The 3076-nt window shown below is 75.8% G+C and carries 3 protein-coding genes and 1 pseudogene; 2 read left to right on the forward strand and 2 right to left on the reverse strand.

The genetic code is table 11. The features are described 5' to 3' along the window. Positions 1-512 (forward strand): annotated as a pseudogene (locus HUW36_RS29425) (outer membrane protein assembly factor BamB family protein); the annotation flags it as partial. 119 nt (positions 513-631) lie between these two features. On the opposite strand, the gene hisC reads toward HUW36_RS29425, so the two are convergent. Together hisC and HUW36_RS35340 are read right to left on the reverse strand one after the other, a co-directional pair. After that, a complete protein-coding gene (gene hisC / locus HUW36_RS29430; protein ID WP_174531095.1) occupies positions 632-1735 on the reverse strand; it encodes a histidinol-phosphate transaminase in 1104 nt (367 codons plus the stop codon). Next, complete coding sequence (locus HUW36_RS35340; RefSeq protein WP_425487278.1) at positions 1732-2265, reverse strand: RDD family protein; 534 nt, start codon at positions 2263-2265, stop codon at positions 1732-1734. The genes hisC and HUW36_RS35340 overlap by 4 nt, the downstream gene beginning before the upstream one ends. A 613-nt stretch (positions 2266-2878) precedes the next feature. Between HUW36_RS35340 and HUW36_RS34180 the strand changes: the two genes are divergently transcribed. Next, positions 2879-3076: hypothetical protein (locus HUW36_RS34180; protein ID WP_217428900.1), on the forward strand; the 198-nt coding region annotated here is incomplete at its 3' end.

Consider the following 3076-nt stretch of genomic DNA (forward strand, 5'->3'; position numbering starts at 1 on the left):
TGGTCACCGCGGTCGGATGCCGTGACGGGCACTCCGGCTGCCGGGGGCTGCGGACCGCCGGGCCGGGCGGCGAGAACAGCCGGGGCTGGCTGGTGGCGGACCCGGGCGAGCCGACCGCCGCGCCGGGCCTGGACGGGCCGGACACGGCGCTGGACGGCGAGCGGGTGGTGGACACGTCCGGCCCGGTGGTGGTCGGGCGGTCGCCGCGCACCGGTGCGGAGCTGTGGCGGCGGGCGGACATCCATCCGGCCCGGGTGCTGGCGGTCGAGCCGGGGCGGGTGCACCTGCTGACGGACCGGCGGGAACTGGTCACGCTGGATCCGATCACCGGCGCGACCCGGTCGGCGTCCGTGCTGGACCTCGGGCGGGACGGGATCGCCTGGCGGCCGGGCCGGGCGTACGCGGTGGACGGCTACGTCGCGGTGGAGCGGCTGCGGGAGCGGGCCCGGCCGGAGGACGACGACCAGGGCTACTTCCTGATGGCGGAGCCGGTGCTGCTCGCCGCCACCTGACCGGATCAGCGGTCAAAACAGACAAAAGCCACTATAGTGCTTCCATCCGATGGTCGTCGGACGAGGCGCCCGGGGCCGGTCCGTAGGGGGTTGACGGACCGGCCCCGGACGCACCCCGATCAGGCCAGCGCGGCCTCGGCGGCGGCCAGGAACGCGTCGTTCTCGACCGGGGTGCCGATGGTGACCCGCACCCCGTCGCCCGGGAACGGCCGGACGATCACACCGCGCGCCTCGCACGCCTTGCCGAACGCCACCGCGCGCTCGCCCAGCGGCAGCCAGACGAAGTTGGCCTGGCTCTCCGGCACGTCCGGGACGAACTTGCGCAGCGCCTCGGTGACCCGGTCCCGCTCGGCCACCACCAGTGCGCAGCGCCGCTCGACCTCGTCGGCCTGGGTCAGCGCGGCGAGCGCGCCGGCCTGGGCGGCCGTGCTGGTGGAGAACGGCGTGACCACCTTGCGGACGGCGGCGGCCACCTCCGGCGCCGCGACCAGCCAGCCGATCCGCAGCCCGGCCAGGCCCCACGCCTTGGACAGCGTGCGCAACACCGCCACGTTCGGCCGGTCCAGGTAGGTCAGGCCGTCCGGCACCTCCGGGTCGGTGACGAACTCCCGGTACGCCTCGTCGATCACCACCAGCACGTCGTCCGGCACCGCGTCGAGGAAGCGGTCCAGCTCGGCCCGGCGCACCGCCGTACCGGTGGGGTTGTTCGGGTTGCAGACCAGGACCATCCGGGTCCGGTCGGTCACCGCCGCCGCCATCGCGTCCAGGTCGTGCCCGTGCCCGGCGTCGTTGGGCACCCGCACGCTCGTCGCGCCGCTGGTCGCCGCGATGATCGGGTACGCCTCGAACGAGCGCCACGAGTACAGCAGCTCGTCACCGGGCAGGCAGGTGGCCCGCACCAGGTGCTCGGCCAGCGCCACCGAACCGCAGCCGGTGGCGATCCGGTCGGCGTCCACGCCGTACCGCTCGGCCAGCGCCTGGCGCAGCGCCACCACGCCCATGTCCGGGTAGCGGTGCGAACCGGCCACCGCCTCGGCGACCGCCTCCACCACGCCGGGCAACGGGCCGAAGGGGACCTCGTTGCTGGCCAGCTTGATCGCCTCGGCCAGGCCCAGTTCCCGGGCCAGGTCGGCCGGACTGCGGCCCGGCACGTAGTTGGGCAGCGCGTCCAGGTCGGCGCGGGTGAGCCGCAGCGGAGGCTGGTGACGTCCGGTGTCGGTCATGGGGTGTCTCCCGGGGGGTCGGCGCGGTCGCGCGGGGCGGTACGGGGGTCGGTCCGGTCGCGGGGGAGCTGGACCACCACGGTCTGCGCCCGCTTGTCGTGCAGCGCCTGGCGCAGCGGCTGGTCGAAGAGCGGCGAGACCGCGTCGACGAACTGGAGCAGCAGACCCAGGCCGCAGCAGTACCAGAGCAGCGTCGGCAGGCCCATCGTGCTCCAGCGCCGGGTGGCCCGGCCGAAGCCGAGCGGCTGGTCCGCCTCGATCGGCACCGCGCGTACGCCCATCACCCGCTTGCCGAAGGTCTGCCCGCGGGCCGCCATCGACGGCACCTCGTACGCGTACCAGAGCGCGGTGGCGATCAGCAGGATGGCGATCTGCAGCCCGCCGGCCTGCTCGTCGATCTGCGGCAGGCCCTCGGTGGAGGTGTCCCCGTTCAGGGCCCGGCGCATCGACTCGCGCAGGTAGGGCGAGATCGCCTCGAAGTAGCGCCAGACGAACCAGCCGTTGACCACGGCGTTGAGCAGGAACACCACGCCGAAGTCGATCAGGCGGGCGACCAGTCGCGAGCCGTACGAGGCGAGCGGCAGCCCGTGCGGGCGCGGCGCCGGCGGCCGGCCCGGCCACCGCCTGCACCGCGGGCAGGTCGGCGGCGCCGGCGAACACGCCCATCCGGGCGGCCAGTCGCCGCTCCGGCTCGCCCAGCAGGTCCCAGCTCCACTCCACCACCGCCTCCAACGTCCGGTGTCGGGGCTGCGCCGCCCGGTCGCCGCGGCGCAGCAGCCGGAACCGGTCGTCCAGCCGCGCCGCCACCTCCTCCACGGGTAGGGCGCCCAGCCGGGCCGCGGCCAGTTCCAGCGCCAGGGGCAGGCCGTCGAGGGTGCGGCAGATCCGCAGCACCGCGGGCGCGGTGGCCGCGTCCAGGGTGAAGTCCGGCGCGACGTCGGCGGCCCGGTCAGTGAACAGTCGCACCGCGGCGTAGGCGGTGGCGGCCTCCGGTGGGACCGGTCCGGCCGGCACCGGCAGCCCGCCGACCGGGCACAGCGCCTCGCCGGTGAGGCCGAGCGGTTCCCGGCTGGTGGCCAGCACCCGCAGGCCGGGCGCGGCGGCGAGCAGCCGGGCGGCCAGTCGGGCCGCGTCGTCGATGACGTGCTCGCAGTTGTCGAGCACGAGCAGCAGCTGCCTGTCGGTCAGCGCCGCGACCAGCCGGTCGGTGAGGTCACGGGGGCCGCCCGGGGCGCGCAGCCCGGCGTCGCGCAGGTCCAGCGCGGCCAGCACCGCTGGCGCGACGGCCGACCCGGCGGTCACCGACGCCAGCTCCACCAGGCACACGGGGCCGGCGTGGCG

It is taken from the genome of Micromonospora maritima, from assembly GCF_902825405.1.
Taxonomy (GTDB): Bacteria; Actinomycetota; Actinomycetes; order Mycobacteriales; family Micromonosporaceae; genus Micromonospora; species Micromonospora maritima.